Genomic DNA, 17,451 nt, shown 5'->3' on the forward strand with positions numbered 1-17,451 from the left:
CACGCTCCGGGCGGTAAGCGCTCGCCCGCCGGACAGGCAAGTGATCGTCCGGTCGCGGTGCCGGCTTCCGGCCGTGCCTGCCGCGCTGTGAGCAGCGCGGCAGGCGGCCAGCGGCCGCCGTGGGAGATGCCGGGGTAGAAGCGGCGGGAGGCGGGTACCCGCGCGGGACCATCCGTGAGGGGGTTGAGCGATGACGTCAGCAGCCACGATCCGGACGCTGGCCGATGTGGTCGGGCGCGGCCTGTTCGCGGGGCTGGCCGGCACGGCGGCGATGACCGTGTCCAGCACCGTGGAAGCCAGACTGAACAAACGGGGAGCGAGCAGCGCACCGGCCGATGCCGCCGCCACGGTGGCGGGCGTGGAACCCACGGAGAGCGGCCGGACGCGCTTCAACTCGATGGCGCACTGGGGCTACGGCACCGGCTGGGGGATCGCCCGCGGCCTGCTCTCCCTGACCGGGATGTCGGCGCCCGCCGCGACCGCGGCCCACCTCGGTGCGGTGTGGGGTGCGGAACAGGCGGTGCTTCCGGCGCTCGGCGTCGGTGCTCCGGTGTGGAAGTACGGCGCTTCGGCCACCGGCACGGACGCCTTGCACCACACCGTCTACGCCGTGGCCACCGGCCTCGCCTACGCCTGGCTCGACAGCGCCCCGGGCCGGTAGCGGTAGGGGGTGGTGGTGCTCAGCTGGACGAACCCCAAACGTCGCAGGATCGGGCGACTCTGTTCCGAGGCATCGACCTGCAGGTAGCGGTACCCGAGTCCGGCGGCGATCCGGGCCCGGTGGGCGACCAGAGCCCGGTATATGCCGCGACCCCGCCAGGCGGAGACCGTGCCACCGCCCCAGAGGCCGGCGAACTCCGTGCCGGGGATCAGTTCCAACCGAGCCCCGCACACTGGCAGATCGCCGGCCATAGCGATGGTCATGCTGACCCTCTTGGGGCCCCGATCCAACTGGGTGAGCAGCCGCTGACGCGCACGAACGCCGTCGATTCCGAACACTTCTTCGGTAACCGTCGCCAGTAGCTCCACTCCGGCCGAGTCGGTCACCGGGCACAGGTGGACACCCTCGGGCAGCGCGACCTCGGTGGACAGGTCCCGGACCGGGGCGACCATGAGCGCCTCCTCGGGTTCGGGGGCGAACCCCGCCGCCCGCAGGCGTCGCCCGAGATCGCCGGGCTGGTCATGGGCGTAGACTTTCCATTCAAACTCCAGTCCGAGCTGCGTGAAGTGCCGCACCTGCTCGGCGATCGCCGCGGCCGCCGAGGCGGCGTCCAGGTCCGACCAGAGGATCCCGTTCCAGTCGTGCTCAGCACCCATCTGCCGCACCACCCCGCCGGTCAGTTCGACGCGGGTTCCGGGGTCAGCCTTGGCAAGGCGCCTCATCTGGCGGTCGAACAGGGCGCGTACTCCTCCGTGGTCCATCCGGCCACCCCAGCACGAGGGTGGTCACGTGGCCAACGGTTTTCTCCGCGCGGGCTCCGCTCCCATCGCCTCGACAACAGCGTCAATGCTCCACGGAGATCCGCCAGGGGGGGGAGCAAGACGCCTTCGCCAAAGGCCATCACCGCACAATCGGTGGCACTGGCCGCCTCCGCGCTTCGGGCCGGGGCAGCAAGAACCCCGGAGCGCGGTCCGCCGCCCACCACTCACGATCCGGACGGACCCTCGCGGCGGTTGATGCGGTAAACATCCCGAACGCACAGGTTCGCCAGCGTGGCCACCGCGATGACACAGGCGCAGAGCAGAAGCACCGCCCGGTTGCTGAACGCATGTGACGCGAACGCCGTGATGAGGTAACCGAACGGCATGGCGAGCCGTTCACCAACGCTGTTGAACGAGGGCGTTGGTGGCCAGGACCACACCGAGTGCTCCGGCTCCTCCGCCCTGTCCGATCACCGCGTAGGCCAACGCGAGGGGTGCCATCGCGGAGCCGGTGGCCGAGATGAGGTTGGCGAGCACGAAACGGCGGAACGCGGCGATCCGCAGGGGTGTCACGCGAACTGTGCCTGACGGCCTCCCAGCTTCTATGCGCTCTGGACCGGATGGCACGGCAGGCAGTCTAGAACTCCCAGATGCGCCGCCCAATCGAGGCTGAATCCCGTCGGTACCTGGGCAAACATCACGCGGGCGCGATCAGCGGATCGAGTTAATGCCGCCGATTTTCCATGGTCCACGGGGCATAGCGGCCACTAGCGTCGTTCACCGGGATCTTGGCGCGTTCTCCTTCAGATCCTGCCTTTCCTCCCGTTGCCCGACAAGGCCGACATGGTATGCCGTCACCTCGCTGAACAAGGAGAGCTCGCCCGATGACTGTTGACTCGAGCCCGGAAGCACGACCGGAGCCGGCCCAGCAGGCCAGCCTCGGCACGGCGGCCGCCCGGAACCTCGCCACCACAACCAAGTCCGCTCCGCAGATGCAGGAGATCACCTCTCGCTGGCTGCTGCGGGTGCTCCCCTGGGTGGAGACCAAGGGCGGCGTCTACCGGGTGAACCGTCGCCTGACCTACACCGTCGGCGACGGCCGCGTGGAATTCGTCCAGGAAGGCAGCGACGTCCGCGTGATCCCTCGTGAGCTCGGTGAACTCGCCCCGCTGCGCGGCTTCGACGACGTGGAGGTACTGACCGCCCTCGCCGATCGGTGCCGCCAACACGACTTCCGGGCCGGCGAGACGCTGGTGGAGCGCGGTGCGCCCGCGGACAAGCTCCACCTGATCGCCCACGGCCGCATCAGCCAGACCGCCGTCGGCGAGTACGGCCACGAGGTCGCCCTGGACGTACTCGCCGACGGCGACCGGTTCGGCGACCACGCCCTCCTGGATGGAGACGCCCGGTGGCAGCACACCGCCACCGCCGAGACCTCGGGCACCCTGCTCACCCTGTCGCGCGCCGACTTCGAGGCCGTGCTGTCCACCGCGCCGGGCCTGCGGGAGCACGTCGAGGAGATCACGTCGCTTCCCCGCCAACGGCAGAACCACCGTGGCGAGGCAGAGATCGCGATGTCGGCCGGCCACACCGGCGAGCACGAGCTGCCGGGCGCGTTCGTCGACTACGAACTGAAACCGCGCGAGTACGAACTCTCGGTCGCGCAGACCATTCTGCGGATCCACACGAGAGTCGCCGACCTCTACAACGAGCCGATGAACCAGACCAAGGAGCAACTCAGGCTCACTGTCGAGGCACTGCGCGAGCGCCAGGAGTACGAGCTTGTGAACAACAAGGAGTTCGGCCTTCTCCACAACGCCGACTTCAAACAGCGCCTCCAGACGCACTCCGGCCCGCCGACCCCGGACGACCTGGACGAGCTGCTCTGCCGCCGTCGCGGGTCGAAGTTCTTCCTCGCGCACCCGAAGACCATCGCGGCGATCGGGCGTGAGTTCAACGCGCGCGGGCTCTATCCGGACCACGTCGACCTCGGTGGTCAGCAGGTCCCGGCCTGGCGCGGCGTTCCGATCCTTCCCTGCAACAAGATCCCCGTCACGAAGGAGAAGACCAGCTCCATCCTCTGCATGCGTACCGGCGAGGACAACCAGGGCGTCATCGGTCTTCATCAGACGGGTCTGCCGGACGAGTACGAACCGGGTCTGTCGGTCCGCTTCATGGGCGTCAACGAGCAGGCAATCACCTCCTACCTCGTCAGCACCTATTACTCCGCCGCCATCCTCGTGCCGGACGCCGTCGGCGTCCTGGAGAACGTGCAGATCGCCCGCTGGCCCAGGTAACGGGGCCAGCTCGCACGGCGTGGTGCGACATCCCGGAGGCTCCGGGCCCTTCGGGTCGGTCGCGCACGCCCGAGAGGGCCTGGACGACGCCCACCCCACCGAGGAGTCATCGATGCCGGCGCCTGAGCCGCCACCACCACAATCGACCCTGCCGGAGACCACCGCCCGCTTCGGGGCGGACGTCCTCGCTGAAGCCGCGGCCCGTGCCCGCGATATCAAGGCGGTCACCGGCGGCCCACCCCATGCTCCGTCGGTGCCCGTACCGCATGTGGTTTCCGTGCCGGCACCGCCACTCCCCGATAGCCCGGCAGCCGGGCTGCCGGCGCCGGCCCACGGCCTGGAACGGATCCTGCGCGGCCCCAGCGGCCTGGGCACGGCGGGGCTCCGCCTGATGCCGCGGGAGCAACCGCCGCCCCCTTCGGAGCCGTCGGCAGCGACGGTTGAGGGCAGACCGGTCCCGGGCCTCTACCACCACCCGGTGGCCGAGCCCGACCCGGTGCGGGTCGAAGAGGTCAGCCGAAGGATCAAGTCCTGGGCACTGGACGAGGTCGCCCTGTATCCCAAGGACTGGGAGGAGCAGTTCGACGGCTTCTCCGTGGGCCGCTACATGGTCGGCTGCCATCCGGACGCCCCCACCGTCGACCACCTGATGATCGCCACCCGCTTGATGGTGGCCGAGAACGCGGTGGACGACTGCTACTGCGAGGACCACGGGGGCTCGCCCGTCGGCCTCGGCGAACGCCTTCTGCTGGCGCACACCGCTCTCGACCCCCTGTACACCACGGACGAGTACCAGGCGCCATGGGCGAACTCGCTCCATGCGGACGCGCCTCGGCGCGCCTACCGCTCGGCCATGGGCTACTTCGACCAAGCAGCCAGCCCCTCGCAGAGCGACCGATACCGGCACGACATGGCCCGGCTTCACCTGGGGTACCTCGCCGAAGCCGCCTGGGCCCAGATGGAACGGGTACCGGAGGTGTGGGAATACCTGGCGATGCGCCAGTTCAACAACTTCCGCCCCTGCCCGACCATCACCGACACTGTCGGGGGCTACGAACTGCCGGCGGACCTGCATGCCCAGACCGCCATGCAGAAGGTCATCGCGCTCGCGGGAAACGCGACGACCATCGTGAACGACCTGTACTCGTACACCAAGGAACTCGACGCTCCCGGCCGGCACCTGAACCTGCCCGTCGTGATCGCCGAACGTGAGGGCCTCTCCGACCGGGACGCCTATCTGAAGTCGATCGAGGTCCACAACGACCTCATGCACGACTTCGAAACCAACGCCGCCGCCCTCGCCGCCGACTGTCCCGTCCCAGCCGTGCAGCGCTTCCTGCGGGGCGTGGCCGCCTGGGTCGACGGAAACCACCACTGGCACCAGACCAACACCTATCGCTACAGCCTGCCCGACTTCTGGTAGGAAGAATGGACTCATCTGTGACCAGCACGACCAGCACCGCACGCACCGCCACCGACGCCCCTCTTCCCATCCCCGGTCCGGCGACTCCCTACCAGAGGGACATCGCCCGCTACTGGGACGGCGAGGCCCGGCCCGTGAACCTGCGTCTCGGCGATGTCGACGGTCTCTACCACCACCACTACGGCATCGGTGAGGTCGACCACGCCGCGCTCGGCGATCCCGAGGACAGTGAGAGCGAGAAGAAGCTGATCGCCGAGCTTCACCGGCTGGAGTCGGCGCAGGCCGAGTACCTGCTCGGCCACCTCGGCGACATCGGGCGCGAAGACATGGTGGTGGACGCGGGCTGCGGGCGCGGTGGCTCGATGGTGATGGCGCACCAGCGTTTCGGATGCCACGTCGAAGGCGTCACGCTCTCGGCCAGGCAGGCCGAGTTCGCCAATCGGCGCGCCCGCGAACTCGGCATCCAGGACCACGTACGCGCCCGCGTCTGCAACATGCTCTCCACGCCCTTCGAGACCGGGCGGGCCGCGGCCTCCTGGAACAACGAGTCGACCATGTACGTCGACCTGCAGGACCTCTTCGCGGAACACTCCCGCATCCTCAGGGTCGGCGGTCGCTACGTGACCATCACCGGCTGCTGGAACCCGCGCTACGGACAGCCTTCGAAGTGGGTCTCCCAGATCAACGCGCACTTCGAGTGCAATATCCACTCGCGCCGGGAGTACCTGCGTGCCATGGCCGACAACCGCCTCGTGCCGCAGGCCGTCGTCGACGTCACCCCCGCGACTCTGCCCTACTGGGAGCTGCGGGCAACGTCGTCGCTGGTCACGGGAATTGAGGACGCGTTCATCAACTCCTACAAGGATGGCTCCTTCCAGTACCTCCTCATCGCAGCCGACCGAGTCTGACCTTCCGCTCCCGGGGGACCGTCCCTCCCCGGCCAGCACCCCTTGAGAGCCCGGTCCATGCCGGAGCAGTGGAAAGCGGTGGGACGCCGAGCCGAACACACTGACACGTGAGAAGCCCGGCGCTCGCGTCATGGGTGTGCATCCCCGCGGTCATCGGGCCCTCGCCCCGGGGACCGGAACGGCCGGTCCGGTGCCGCGTCCAGCGATGCCTGACCGTCACGGTGCCCGGCGGCGGGCGCTCGCCGTGTTGGCCGGAAGCCCTGGTAGATCCACTACCAGGACTTCCGGCCGTCCGCGGAGCGCACCCGCCGGAGCCGTTCCGCGGCGGGCGGAGCCTCAGTAGGTCAAGCCGTGCCCCACCGGGTAGAGCACCTCCGACGGGTCCTCGGCGCTCGGCACCGGCACCGGCAGTTCGCCGGTCGGCCGGACCTTGCCGGCCAGCACCCGGGCGGCGGCCCGGATCTCGACATCCGTCCAGCAGTAGCTGGCCAGCGAGGCGGTGAAGCTACCGGTCGGCAACTGCGCGATGTCGTAGGGGTTCCGGATGGCGAGGTGCACGACGGGAACCCCGGTCGCCGCCAGCGCCGAGACGAGGGTGCGCTGCGAGGAGCTCCCGGTCACGTTGTTGGTCAGCACCACGACGGCGTCCTTGCCGTCGGCCGCCGCGACCGCCGCGTCGATCTGCTCCTGGGTCGGGCTGGTCGAGGAGCCGTTGGACAGCGCCTCCGCGGTGAAGCCCAACTCGGTGAGGGCCTCGGCGAGCACCTGGGTCGGCGGGCCACCGGTGCCGCTGGGCGCCGCCGGGTCCACGCCCACCACCAGCAGGTCGCGCTGCCTGCGGGGGGCGAGCGGCAGCAGCGCTCGGCGCTGCCCGGTGGCCGCCTCGTTGACCAGCAGGGTGGTGGTGCGCCCGGCGATCTGGTCGGCGCTGCGCAGGTGGCTGCCGATGCCGACGGTGCGGTCCACGCCCCGGTGGGTGACGAACGGCTGCTCGAACAGTCCGCGCCTGGCCTTGAGTTCCAGGATGCGCAGGACGGACCGGTCGATCGCGGCCTCCTCCAACTCGCCGTCCTTCACTGCCTGGAGGACGGCGTTCCAGGCGGTGTCGAGGTCCGGCGGGTTGAGCAGCTGGTCGACACCGGCCTTCAGGGCGAGCACCGGCACCCGGTCGTCGCCGTACTTCTGCCGCACTCCGGCCATGCCGAGCGAGTCGGTGACGACCACGCCGTCGTAGCCGAGCCGCTCACGCAGGATGCCGGTGATGATCGGGCGGGAGAGGGTGGCCGGGTCGTCGGCCGGGTCCAGCGCCGGGAAGAGCAGGTGGGCCGTCATGATCGAGTCGATGCCGGCGGCGATGGCGGCCTTGAACGGCGGGGCGTCCAGCCGTTCCCACTCCTCTTCGCTGTGGGTGATGACCGGCAGGTCGTAGTGGCTGTCCACCCCGGTGTCGCCGTGCCCGGGGAAGTGCTTCGCGGCCGTGGCGACCCCGGCGCCCTGGTATCCGGTCAGCTGCGCGGTGACCATTCGGGCGACCGCGTCCGGGTCGGATCCGAAGGAGCGCACGCCGATCACCGGGTTGGCCGGGTTGACGTTGACGTCCGCGACCGGTGCGTAGGTCTGCCGGATGCCCATCGCGGCGAGTTCGGTGCCGGACACCGCCGCGGCCTTGCGGGCGTCGGCCCGGGAGCCGCCCGCTCCCAGTGCCATGGCGCCCGGCAGCAGTGTCGCGGGCGCCCCGACCCGGGTGACGGTGCCGTGCTCCTGGTCGGTGGAGACGAGCAGCGGCACGGGCGTGGGCTGGGCCAACCCGGCCCGCTGGATGCCGTTGGAGAGGTCGGCTATCTGGTGCGGGTCGCGGACGTTGTTCGCCCAGGCGAAGTAGATGATGCCGCCGACGTGGTAACGGGAGATCAGCTCGGCGGCGTCGGAGACGCCGATCTCCTCCTGGTTGGCGGCGACGTCGGCCGGGTCGGGGTCGGTGGCGGAAGCGCCGTAGACCCGCATCACGAACAGTTGGCCGACCTTCTCCTCCAGGCTCATCCCGGCGATGAGTCGGCGCAGGGCGGTCCGTCTGCCGCGGCCGGCGGCGGGCTGGGCCGCCCAGGCGGTGCCGGCGGCGCCGGTGGCACAGGCCGCGGCGGCTGCCGCCGTGGCGGTGAGCAGGGTGCGGCGGGAGGTGGGTTGTTGCACTCGCGCTCCTTGAGCCGGCGCACGTCCGAGACGTGCGGTGGGGGAGCGACAGGCGCCGGATGCCGATCCGCGTGTGGTGCCGGTCGGCGCAGCCGGGCTTGACGCTACTGGCTGAAGAAAACTTCCAAGGAGCTACGGATATAGGGAAAGTTAGTTCCGGTCAATGGTCGGGAACCGGCCTGCCCGGGTCTGTCTGCGGTTGTCCGTGCCCGGTCTTGGGGCAATCGGAGACGACCGTGACAGGACTCCGCCGGGATGCGACGGGGCTCAGCCATCCCGTGCGGGACCACGCCCGGGGCATCAGCGGTGGGACGCGCCGGGGCGGCCGCCCCTGACGGCCTCGTGGGTCAGCTCGCCCGGGCCGGCAGCCAGGAGAGGTGGTCCCGCGCCGGTCCGAGCAGCGAGGGCAGCTCCGCGGCCTCCGGGTGCCAGCGCTTCTCGTACTCCCAGCACACCCAGCCGCCGCCGGATTCGGTACGGGAGGTGGCCCCGCCGGCCTCCTGGTCGAGCAGCGCCAGGCACTCCGCCAGCGGCAGGACCCCCGCGCCGAGCGGCAGCGGGGTGGTGTCCTCGCGCGAGGCGACGTCCTTGACCTGCACGTAGCCCAGGTACGGAGCGAGCGCGGCGTGCGAGGCGGCGGGCTCCTCCTCGCCGAGCCAGGTGTGCAGTACGTCCCAGACCGCCCCGACGTTGCGGTGGCCGACCAGCCCGAGTACCCGGGCGGCGTCCTCACCCCGGCGGTGCGAGTCGTGTGTCTCCAGGAGCAGTCGTACGCCCATGTCGGAGGCGGTGGGGGCGACCGCCGCGAGCCGCCGGGCCGCGGTCGCGTCGGCCTCCTCCAGCGACTGCCCCTCACCGCCCGGGAAGACCCGGACGAAGGGGGCGCCGAGGTCACGGGCCAGCCGCAGCAGGGCGCGCAACTCCTCCAGCACCGGCTCGTCGTCCCCCGGTTCGGCGGCGCGGGCGTATCCGGCGACGGCGAGGATCTCCACGCCGGCCTCCTTGAACGCCTCGACCGCATCGACCCGTTGGAGGAGTCCGATACCGGGGTGGACCGGCTCCTCCGGGTGGGCGCGCAGCTCCACCCCGTGGTAGCCGTTCTCCGCCGCCAGCCGGGCCACATCAGGGATCGGCATACCCGGGACGCCGAGGGTCGAGAAGGCGAATTTCAAGATCGCTCCAGAATGTGCCAGAGACGTTGCGGCGGCAGCCGGTGGCCCGCGCGGACGGTAAGGGTTGTCCCGTGGTCCCTGGTGGGCGCACGACGACGGCTACGGCACCTCGCCGTGTTGTCGGGACGTCCCGATACGCCCGGTATCGGGACGTCCCTCCGCCTTGCGATGCACCGCAGCTGACGCCGTGCGCTGATCCACCGGGGATTACGGGACAACCCTTAGGCAGGAGCTTACGCCGTGGTCGGTGCCGTCATGCGGGAGCGCCGTTCCGGTTCCCCCGTCGGCGTGGCGCTCCCTTCCGACCACCTGCCTCCTGCCGTTTCCCGGCGGGCAAGGCCTTCCGGTCACGGCGTCCGGTCAGGATGAGGGGGAGGGGCGGTGGAGGCGCGGACCATCAGCTCGGCCCCGATGGTCGCCACGCCTCCCGGAGGCGGGGTCTCCCGTCCCATCGCCAGCCGTCCGGCGCGGGCGCCCGCGGCGTGCAGGGGGAGCCGCACGGTGGTCAGCGCGGGCACCGCGTCCACGCTGAACGGCAGGTCGTCGAAGCCCGCCACCGAGACGTCCTGGGGGATGCGCCTCCCCTGGTCGCGCAGTGCGGCGCAGGCGCCGAGCGCGATCGTGTCGTTGGCGGCGACGACCGCGGTCAGCTCCGAGTCCCTGCGCAGTAGTTCCAAGGTGGCGTCGTAGCCGGAGGAGCGGTCGAAGGAGCCGTGCACGGTCAGCCGTTCGGTTCCCTCCGAGAGTCCTGCGGCGGCCAGTGCGGCACGGTGGCCCTCCAGCCGGTGCCGGGTGGTGGTTCGGTCGACCGGGCCGGCGACGTAGCCGATCCGCCGGTGGCCCAGGCTGAGCAGATGCTCGGTCAGCCGCCGGGCGCCGCCGCGGTTGTCGAAGGCGAGGGTGACGGCGGTCCGGCTCGACTCCGGGGCGTGGTCGGCGGAGTCGGCCGGACGGACCCGCCCTCTCCCCGTCCGCGGGGTCTGGGCGGCCTCGGGCAGCGGTGGCCTTCCGCAGAGCACGATCCGGGTGCCGGCGGCGGCGAGCCGGTGGAGCTTGGCCGCGAGCGCGTCGGCGTGCTCCGGCACCTCGGCGGCCCCGCCGGTGAGCACCACGGCGGCGGCGCGCTGCCGCTGGAGCAGTGTGAGGTAGGTGAGTTCGCGCTCGGGGGAGCCCCCGGTGTTGCAGACCACCGCCAGCTTCTCGCCGCCCTGCTCGGCCCCGCCGCCCATCTCGGACTGCGCCGCCGAGGCGATGATGCCGAAGAAGGGGTCGGCGATGTCGTTGACGAGGATGCCGACGAGGTCCGAGGTGGCGGCGGCGAGCGCGCTGGCCGGGCCGTTGAGCACGTAGTCGAGTTCCTCGACGGCGCGCAGCACCCGGGAGCGCGTCGCCTCGGAGACCGGGTAGTTGCCGCTGAGCACGCGGGAGACGGTGGCCGAGGAGACCCGGGCGTGAGCCGCCACGTCGGCCAGGGTCACTGCCATGTCGCACTCCAGGTCATGAACGACTCCTCCCCCTGTCGAGGCGCGGTCGGGGCGCATCTGCCGGGAGACCGGCCGGACGACCCCGCCGGGGGACATGTTCTCACCCCCGGTATCCGCCGGTGGAGGGGTACAGGTTCTTCACAACCCGACCCCTTGTTCTTACATTCGAGCACTGCCTAAGGTCCCTCGCAGCAAGCGCTTTCCGTGGTCTGCCGAAGGAGCGTACCTGTATGCCCGCAGGGAACCGAAGCCTCCGAGCCGCGGTCGTCGGCACCGGGGGCATCGTGACCGGGAGTCATCTGCCGGCGTTGCGAGCGCACTCCGCAGAGGTGGAACTGGTCGCCGCCGTCGACGTGGACGAGGAGCGGCTGTCGGCCTTCCGCGCCGTGACGGGGGAGGCCGTGGCGGGATACACCGGGCTCGGCGAGATGCTCGCCGCACACCGCCCCGATCTGGTGCTCATCGGCACCCCACCCGCCTTCCACCAGGAGCAGACGGTCGCCGCGCTGCGTGCCGGCGCCTGGGTGCTCTGCGAGAAGCCGCTGTGCCTCTCGCTCGCCGAGTTCGACCGGATAGCCGCGGCCGAGGCCGGCGCCCGGGAGGCCGGCGGGACGGGCGGCCCCTACGCCGGCGTGGTTTTCCAGCACCGCTACGGCTCCGGTGCGGAGCACGCCCGCCGTCTGCTGGCGGCGGGACGGCTCGGCGCTCCACTGGTCGCCCACTGCCAGACCACCTGGTATCGCGATAACGCTTACTATGAGGTTCCCTGGCGCGGTAGGTGGTCCACCGAGGGCGGCGGGCCCTCCATGGGCCACGGCATCCACCAGATGGACCTGCTGCTCCACCTCCTCGGCGACTGGACCGAAGTGCGCGCCATGGCCGGGCGGTTGGTGCACCAGGTGGAGAGCGAAGACGTCTCCACGGCGCTGGTCCGGTTCGCGAGCGGCGCCATGGCCACCGTCGTCAACAGCGTGCTCTCCCCGGACGAGGTGAGCCGGATCCGGATCGACTGCGCAGACGCCACCGTCGAACTCACCCACCTGTACGGGCACCGCAACGACGACTGGGTCTACACCCCGGCGCCGCACATCGCCGCCGACGAGGCCCGGGTGCGTGCCTGGCGCACCCCGGAGGCCGACCGGCCCAGCTCCCACGCCGCGCAGCTGGCGGGGATGCTCGCCGCCATCCGGGCCGGCACCCCACCGCCCGGTTCGGGCCACGAGGCCCGCCGGACCGTGGAGTTCCTCGCCGCGCTCTACAAGGCGGCCTTCACCGGTGCCACGGTGCGGGCCGGCGAGATCGTGCCCGGCGACCCGTACTACGCGGCCATGCACGGCGGCCACCCGGACTGGGCCCCGGCCGCCGAGCCCGGGCCCGGCCCGGCGGTCGGCGGCGGCGCCCGGACAGCCGCCGCGCCGCCGCCCCAGGCCGCTCCCGCGGACGAGCCGGCCGAAGCCACCGCGAGGGGACACCGATGAGCGCACCGATCACCGTCACCCACACCCACGGCGAGCGGATCTCCGTCACCTCCGGCGGGGTCGAACTGCTGGCCTACGTCTACCGGCCCGATCCGGTGGCCTTCGAGTCGCGGAAGCCCTACGTGCACCCGCTGCGCACCCTCGCCGACAGCCCGGTCAGCGGTTACCGGCCGAACGACCACCGTTGGCACAAGGGTCTCCAGATGACCGCCAGCCACCTGTCCGGGCAGAACTTCTGGGGCGGCAACTCGTACATCCACGGCCAGGGCTACCAGCCGATCCACGAGCGGGTCGGCTGGATGCGCCACGACGGCTTCGACGATTTCCGGGCCGCCCCGGACCGGCTCGCCTTCACCGAGGCCCTGACCTGGATCGAGAACGGCGGCGCGGAGTGGGCGCGAGAGCGGCGCACCATCGAGGTGCACTCGGTGGAGCCGACCGAGGGCTGCTGGGCGTTGGACTGGTCGATCCGGCTCACCAACACCCGCTCCGAACCGCTGCACTTCGGCTCGCCCACCACCGCGGGCCGGGAGATGGCCGGCTACACCGGCCTGCACTGGCGCGGTCCGCGCGACTTCACCGGCGGCGACGTCCTCGGCCCCGGCGGCCGCGGCGGACGGGCCGAGGCGGGCGCGGCCGACATGATGGGCACCCGGGCCCCCTGGCTGGCCTTCACCGGCGTGCACGACGGGACCGACGCCAGCAGCACGCTGCTGTTCGCCCACGCGCCGGAGAACGCCGAGGCGATCCACGAGTCGCACTGGTTCGTACGCTCCGAACCCACCCCGACCGTCGCCTTCTCCTGGGCCTTCTTCGAGGAGTTCGAACTGCGGCCGGGCGAGAGCTTCGCCTACCGCTACCGGGTGGTGGTCGCCGACGGCGAGTGGGACCGAGACCGGGTCGAGTCCTACCTCGGGAGCCACCCGTGGTGAGCCGCGGCGCGGCCGGGCGGCACGGCGGCCCCCCGGCACTGCCCGACCCGCTGCCCGGCGCGGTCGGCATGTCACACATCACCCCCTACGACTGGGAGGCGGCCGACGGGGTGTGCGGCGGCAGCCCGCACCTCCACCTCGTCTGCACCGAGGCGTACGTGGTCACCGCCGGCCGCGGCGCCGTGCAGACGCTGACCCCGGGCGGCTACCGGGAGACGGAGCTGGAGCCCGGCGCCGTCGTCTGGTTCACCCCCGGCACCGTCCACCGGATGGTGCAGCGCGAGGGCCTCCGGGTGACCGTGCTGATGCAGAACAGCGGCCTTCCGGAGGCCGGCGACGCGGTCTTCACCTTTCCCCCGGAGGTGCTCGCCGATCCGGACCGCTACGCGGCCGCGGCCCGGCTCCCCGAAGGTCAGGAGCGGGCCGCCGCCGCCCGGGCCCGGCGGGATCTCGCCGTCGAGGGCTACCTCGCCCTGCGCACGGCGGCCGAGGCCGGGGACCGGGGCCCGCTCCGGGAACTGCACCGGGCCGCCGCCGCGCTCGTCGCCCCCAGGGCGGCCGGCTGGAAGGCGTTGTGGCGGGCCGGCGCGCTCGCCGCCGCGGAACGCACCGGCGAGCAGATCACCGCCCTCGGCCAGGGTGTGCCGGACCACCTCGAGCAGGCCCGGGTCCGGGCCGCGACGCCTTCCCGACGGGACGGCTACGGCATGTGCGGCCGACGGGCGGAGTACGAACTCCCGGGAACCACGCTCCCGTACTACGGGGAGTGAACGGCGGGAACCCCGGCCGACCGTCCCGCACCCGCGGAACGGTCCGCATCCAGGAACGAGACCACCGGCACAGACCTCGAAAAGGAGTGGGCCATGCGCGGTTCCTCGACAAAGGCGTGCTGCGCGCTCGCCGCCGCGCTCGCGCTCTCCGCCGGACTCACCGGCTGCGGCGCGGCAGGAGCCGGCGAGTCCGGCCAGACCGTCCTCAGATTCTCCTGGTGGGGGAACCCCGACCGGGCCGAGCGCACCGCGAAGGCGGTGGCGCTGTTCGAGAAGCGCCACCCGGGCGTCGAGGTGCAGACCTCGTACGCCGGCTACGAGACGTACAAGCAGAAGCTCGCCACCCAGGCGGCCGGCGGCGACGCCCCGGACGTGATGCAACTGGACTACCGGCAGATCAACCAGTACGCCGACTCCGGGGTGCTGCTCGATCTGGGCGGGCGGAAGGGCCTGGACACGTCCGACATGGACAAGGGGCTGCTGAAGACCGGGGCGGTGGGGCACCCAGTACGCCATCCCGATGGGGCGCGGCTCGCAGGCGGTCGTCTACGACGCGAAGGCCTGGCGCCGGGCAGGGGTCCAGCCGCCCCGGGGCGACTGGACCTGGGCCGAGTGGGCCGACGCCATGCGCCGGTTGACCCGGGCCTCGGGCAAGGTCGGCAGTGTCGACCCCGGCCACGCCGAGGACTGGTTCGAGATCTGGCTCCGCGGTCGCGGCAAGGCGCTCTACACCGCGGACGGCCGGCTCGGCTTCACCGCCGCGGACCTGGCCGAGTGGTGGGAGATGACCGACGCGCTCCGCAGGGAGGGCGTGGTCAGCAGCGCACAGCAGACCACCCAGCTCGACGGCTCGGTGGAGAACACCCCGCTCGGCAGGCTGCAAGCCCTCACCGACGTCAACTGGGACGCACCGGCCAGCGGTTTCCAGGCCGTCATCGGGGAGGAGGTCGGGCTCGCCCCGGCACCGGTCGGGGAGGACGGCACCCCCGGCCAGTACTACAAGCCGTCGATGTTCGTCGGTGCCAGCGCCAACAGCACACACCCTGAGGAGGCCGTCGCCCTCGTCGACTTCCTCGTCAACGACCCGGCGGCGGCGGAGATCCTCGGTGCCAGCCGCGGCATTCCGGCCAACGACGCGCTCCGGGAGAAGCTCCGCCCCGAACTCGCCGGCTTCGACCGGACGGTGGCCGCCTACCAGCAGGGGCTGGAGGGCCGGCTCGACCCGCCCCCACCGGCCCCGCCCAAGGGCGACAACGCCCTGCAGTCCACCTTCCAACGCGACTACGACCAGGTGATCTTCGGCCGGAAAACTCCACGCGAGGCGGCCGAGGAGTTCATCACCGAGGCAGAGGCGGAGCTGCGGCAATGAGCACCACGACTCGAACCACGCCCGCGGATACCCGCGGCGAAGGCGCCCCCAGCCGCACCGGCGGAACCCGGAGAGCCCGGAACCGGCACCCCGGCGCGGCCTGGATCTTCCTCTCCCCCTGGGTGCTCGGCGCGGTCGTCCTCACCCTGCTGCCGATGGCCGTATCGCTGTACCTGTCCTTCACCGACTACGACATGTTCGACCCGCCGAGCTGGGTGGGCCTGCGCAACTACACCCAGATGTTCACCGAGGACCCCCGCTACTGGCGCTCGGTCGCCTCCACCCTGCTCTACGTGGCCATCGCGGTGCCGCTCCAATTGGCGCTGGCGCTCGTCGTCGCCCTGGCGCTGAAGTCCATCCGCCGGGGCAAGGGCTTCTACCGCTCGGCCTTCTACGCGCCCTCGCTGCTCGGCGCCTCGATGAGCATCGCCCTGGTCTGGCGGGCCGTCTTCAACGACGGCGGCACCGTCGACGACATGCTCTCCCGGGTCGGCGTGCACACCGGCGGCTGGGTCAACCAGCCGGGCTGGGCGCTGCTCGCCGTCGCACTGCTGACGGTCTGGCAGTTCGGCGCGCCGATGGTGATCTTCCTCGCCGGCCTCCAGCAGATCCCCACCGAGCTGTACGAGCAGGCGTCCGTGGACGGCGCGGGGCGCTGGCGGCAGTTCCGCTCCATCACCGTGCCGATGCTCTCCCCGATCGTCTTCTTCAACCTCGTCCTCCAGACCATCCAGGCATTCCAGGTCTTCACCCCGGCCTTCGCGGTCAGCGGCGGCAGGGGCGGCCCGGCGGACTCGACGCTCTTCTACACCCTGTACCTCTACGACCGCGGCTTCACGGCCTCGCACATGGGCTACGCCTCCGCCATGGCCTGGGTGCTGCTGGCCGCCATCGGCCTGGTCACCGCGGTGCTCTTCCGCACCTCGCGCTCCTGGGTCTTCTACGCCAACGAGGGGGGCCGATGAATACCGCCGCCACTGGGACCGCGCCCGCGACCCCGTCGAACGAGCCCGCCGCCCGGCGGGGGCCGGGCAAGCCCCTGCCCTGGGGCCGGATCGCCCTGCACACCGGCTGCGTCGCGGCGCTGCTGGTGATGCTCTACCCGCTCGCCTGGCTGCTGGCTACCTCGCTGAAGCCGGCCGACGAGGTGGTGGCCAGCCTGCGGCTCCTCCCGGGACGGCTGGAGTGGGGCAACTACGCCACCGCCATGGACGGCCTGGAGGGCGTCTCCATCTGGCGGCTGCTCTCCAACTCGCTGGTCATCGCCGGCGGCGCGGTGCTCGGCAACGTGGTCAGCTGCTCGCTCGCCGCCTACGCCTTCGCCCGACTGCGGTTCCGGATGCGCGGCCCGCTCTTCGCGTTCATGATCGCCACCATCATGCTGCCGCACCACGCGGTGCTGATCCCGCAGTACATCGTCTTCAACCAACTCGGCATGGTGAACACCTACTGGCCGATGATCCTGCCGAAGTTCCTCGCCACCGACGCCTTCTTCGTCTTCCTCATCGTGCAGTTCATGCGCGGACTGCCCGAAGAACTCGAAGAGGCGGCCCGCATCGACGGCTGCGGCCCGGTCCGCAGCTTCTTCAGCATCATCCTGCCGCTCACCCGGCCGGCCCTGATCACCACCGCGATCTTCACCTTCATCTGGACGTGGAACGACTTCTTCACCCAACTCATCTACCTCTTCGAGCCGGAGAAGTTCACCCTGACCCTCGCCCTGCGGGCGTTCGTCGACTCCTCGAGCCAGTCCGCCTTCGGCCCGATGTTCGCGATGTCGGTGTTCGCGCTGCTGCCGATCGTGCTGTTCTTCCTCGCTTTCCAACGCTTCCTGGTCGAGGGCATGGCCAACTCCGGAATCAAGGGGGGAGCCCGCTGGACACCGCCGGAACCACCGGTTCACCTGCTCGGGAGCGGGGCGAGCTGTTCGGCCCCCGGTTCGAACTCTTCGCCGACGTACTGGTCCTAGGGGCCGCCGTCACCGTAGGCAGCATCCCGCTGGTCAC

General features: G+C 71.3%; 14 protein-coding genes and 2 pseudogenes. 11 read left to right on the forward strand and 5 right to left on the reverse strand.

The window, feature by feature from the left end:
• Window positions 1-190 precede the first annotated feature (190 nt).
• Entirely contained in the window at window positions 191-661 is a 471-nt protein-coding gene (locus BGP73_RS00825) for a hypothetical protein (protein ID WP_069811265.1), read from the forward strand.
• Here BGP73_RS00825 and BGP73_RS00830 read toward each other — a convergent pair.
• The gene (locus BGP73_RS00830) at window positions 628-1,422 is read right to left on the reverse strand and encodes a GNAT family N-acetyltransferase (protein WP_069811267.1); all 795 of its coding nucleotides are present in this window, start codon (window positions 1,420-1,422) and stop codon (window positions 628-630) included. The genes BGP73_RS00825 and BGP73_RS00830 overlap by 34 nt on opposite strands.
• Before the next feature lie 414 nt (window positions 1,423-1,836).
• Window positions 1,837-1,986 (reverse strand): annotated as a pseudogene (locus BGP73_RS22440) (MFS transporter); the annotation flags it as partial.
• Window positions 1,987-2,306: 320 nt separating this feature from the next.
• On the opposite strand from BGP73_RS22440, the gene BGP73_RS00835 reads away from it, so the two are divergent.
• The 3 genes from BGP73_RS00835 (at window position 2,307) to BGP73_RS00845 (ending at window position 6,050) form a co-directional block, all read left to right on the forward strand.
• Complete coding sequence (locus tag BGP73_RS00835) at window positions 2,307-3,719, forward strand: family 2B encapsulin nanocompartment shell protein (RefSeq protein WP_069811269.1); 1,413 nt, start codon at window positions 2,307-2,309, stop codon at window positions 3,717-3,719.
• Window positions 3,720-3,831: 112 nt separating this feature from the next.
• Window positions 3,832-5,142, forward strand: coding sequence for a family 2 encapsulin nanocompartment cargo protein terpene cyclase (locus tag BGP73_RS00840; protein ID WP_069811271.1), 1,311 nt, complete (start codon window positions 3,832-3,834; stop codon window positions 5,140-5,142).
• Between the two features lie 5 nt (window positions 5,143-5,147).
• On the forward strand, window positions 5,148-6,050 hold the full coding sequence (locus BGP73_RS00845) for a geranyl diphosphate 2-C-methyltransferase (protein WP_069811273.1): 903 nt from the start codon (window positions 5,148-5,150) through the stop codon (window positions 6,048-6,050).
• Between the two features lie 336 nt (window positions 6,051-6,386).
• On the opposite strand, the gene BGP73_RS00850 is transcribed toward BGP73_RS00845, so the two are convergent.
• From BGP73_RS00850 to BGP73_RS00860, 3 genes are all read right to left on the reverse strand, one after another.
• A complete protein-coding gene (locus BGP73_RS00850) occupies window positions 6,387-8,240 on the reverse strand; it encodes a glycoside hydrolase family 3 protein (RefSeq protein WP_069811274.1) in 1,854 nt (617 codons plus the stop codon).
• Window positions 8,241-8,587: 347 nt separating this feature from the next.
• A complete protein-coding gene (locus tag BGP73_RS00855) occupies window positions 8,588-9,412 on the reverse strand; it encodes a sugar phosphate isomerase/epimerase family protein (protein WP_069811276.1) in 825 nt (274 codons plus the stop codon).
• Window positions 9,413-9,759: 347 nt separating this feature from the next.
• The gene (locus BGP73_RS00860; protein WP_069811277.1) at window positions 9,760-10,896 is read right to left on the reverse strand and encodes a LacI family DNA-binding transcriptional regulator; all 1,137 of its coding nucleotides are present in this window, start codon (window positions 10,894-10,896) and stop codon (window positions 9,760-9,762) included.
• A 230-nt stretch (window positions 10,897-11,126) separates the two neighbouring features.
• Here BGP73_RS00860 and BGP73_RS00865 point away from each other — a divergent pair, with 230 nt between their 5' ends.
• The 7 genes and pseudogenes from BGP73_RS00865 to BGP73_RS00890 all read left to right on the forward strand — a co-directional run bounded on the left by BGP73_RS00865 (window position 11,127) and on the right by BGP73_RS00890 (window position 17,414).
• On the forward strand, window positions 11,127-12,374 hold the full coding sequence (locus BGP73_RS00865; RefSeq protein ID WP_079127097.1) for a Gfo/Idh/MocA family protein: 1,248 nt from the start codon (window positions 11,127-11,129) through the stop codon (window positions 12,372-12,374).
• The gene (locus tag BGP73_RS00870) at window positions 12,371-13,306 is read left to right on the forward strand and encodes a PmoA family protein (protein WP_069811279.1); all 936 of its coding nucleotides are present in this window, start codon (window positions 12,371-12,373) and stop codon (window positions 13,304-13,306) included. The genes BGP73_RS00865 and BGP73_RS00870 overlap by 4 nt, the downstream gene beginning before the upstream one ends.
• Before the next feature lie 68 nt (window positions 13,307-13,374).
• Window positions 13,375-14,076 (forward strand): cupin, encoded by a 702-nt coding sequence (locus BGP73_RS00875; RefSeq protein ID WP_069812027.1) that lies wholly within the window; start codon window positions 13,375-13,377, stop codon window positions 14,074-14,076.
• Between the two features lie 93 nt (window positions 14,077-14,169).
• A pseudogene (locus BGP73_RS23810) lies at window positions 14,170-14,475 on the forward strand (extracellular solute-binding protein); the annotation flags it as partial.
• Between the two features lie 121 nt (window positions 14,476-14,596).
• The gene (locus BGP73_RS00880) at window positions 14,597-15,445 is read left to right on the forward strand and encodes an ABC transporter substrate-binding protein (RefSeq protein WP_306303442.1); all 849 of its coding nucleotides are present in this window, start codon (window positions 14,597-14,599) and stop codon (window positions 15,443-15,445) included.
• A complete protein-coding gene (locus BGP73_RS00885) occupies window positions 15,442-16,410 on the forward strand; it encodes a carbohydrate ABC transporter permease (RefSeq protein WP_069811281.1) in 969 nt (322 codons plus the stop codon). Before BGP73_RS00880 ends, BGP73_RS00885 begins: the two co-directional genes overlap by 4 nt.
• Window positions 16,407-17,414 (forward strand): carbohydrate ABC transporter permease, encoded by a 1,008-nt coding sequence (locus BGP73_RS00890; protein WP_079127098.1) that lies wholly within the window; start codon window positions 16,407-16,409, stop codon window positions 17,412-17,414. Before BGP73_RS00885 ends, BGP73_RS00890 begins: the two co-directional genes overlap by 4 nt.
• The last annotated feature ends 37 nt before the right edge of the window (window positions 17,415-17,451 follow it).

This window comes from Streptomyces sp. TP-A0874, from assembly GCF_001748085.1.
In the GTDB taxonomy this organism is placed as follows: domain Bacteria; phylum Actinomycetota; class Actinomycetes; order Streptomycetales; family Streptomycetaceae; genus Streptomyces.